Source organism: Arthrobacter sp. B0427-1-12 (assembly GCF_059092905.1).
The window spans coordinates 1-1,123 of sequence record NZ_JBNHIC010000159.1; the positions used below are offsets into that span (position 1 = coordinate 1).

The window sequence follows — 1,123 nt, forward strand, 5'->3', positions numbered from 1 at the left end:
TCCTTGCGGGCAGAATGGGCTCGGAACGGTTTCAACCTGTCGGGAAGGACGCATCAGGTGGGCGCATGGATCGTGCGGGCCGGCAAGCGGGGCGAGAGGGACGACTGGTGCCTGATGAACGGGCTGGCCAGCGGCGGGTTCCATGAGGTCGGCGACCTGACGGCAGCCGGCACGCGGGAGCAGGTCCGTGAAGCGGTGAAACGCAGCTTCCCCCGAGCCTCGGTCGCCAGCCAGGCCGACTTCACCGGCCAGCTCTGGGCCCTTCGCAACACCATCGCGCCGGGCGATCTGATCGTGCTGCCCCTGAAGACGACGAAGAAGCTGGCTCTGGGCATCTGCACGGGAGGCTACACCTACCGGGGCGGGGAGCCCGACATGGACAGGCGGCACACCATCACCGTGGACTGGCGCCGCACCGACGTCTCCCGGGCCGGCATCAAGGATGACCTGCTCCACACCCTCAACGGAGCCATGACGGTTTTCCAGGCCACCAAAAACGACGCCGAGGCGCGGCTGCGGGCCGTCCTGGAGCACGGCACCGACCCGGGGCGGAACGGTGTACTGCCGGCATCCGCGGCACCGGACACAGCCGGGGAAGCCGCCACCATCGTGGACCCCATCCCGGTGCCCACACCGGAGGCGATCAGCGACCGGGTGCGCACCTACCTGATCGAGAATTTCGGGCAGCACAAGCTCACCCTCCTGATCGCTGACATTCTGCGGGCCGAAGGCTATGTGTGTGACGTGTCCCCGGAGGGCCCGGACTTCGGTGTCGACATCATCGCCGGGCGGGGTCCGCTCGGTCTGGATCCGCCGACCCTGATCGTCGAGGTGAAATCGGAGGCCTCCGAGATCGGGGCCCCGGTCGTGCGGGGTCTGCAGGGGGCCATGACTTCGAACAAGGCCGACCAGGCGTTGCTGGTTGCCTGGGCCGGCCTGAACCGCCAGGCCAAGACCGCGATCCGCACGGAACGGACCTCGATCCGGGTCTGGGAGTCCGATGACGTCCTGGAGCACCTGTTCCGCGTGTATGACCGGCTGCCTGATGAAACCCGGGCGGCTCTGCCGCTGAAGCGGGCCTGGGTGCTCGATGAAGAGGCAGGCTAAGCCTCCCGCCCCGAAA

At 68.0% G+C, this 1,123-nt stretch carries 1 protein-coding gene; it reads left to right on the forward strand.

All coding sequences use genetic code 11. The features are described 5' to 3' along the window. The first annotated feature begins 57 nt into the window (after positions 1 to 57). Positions 58 to 1,107, forward strand: a complete 1,050-nt coding sequence (locus tag AC5RWU_RS24315; RefSeq protein ID WP_493986734.1) for a restriction endonuclease — start codon at positions 58 to 60, stop codon at positions 1,105 to 1,107. The last annotated feature ends 16 nt before the right edge of the window (positions 1,108 to 1,123 follow it).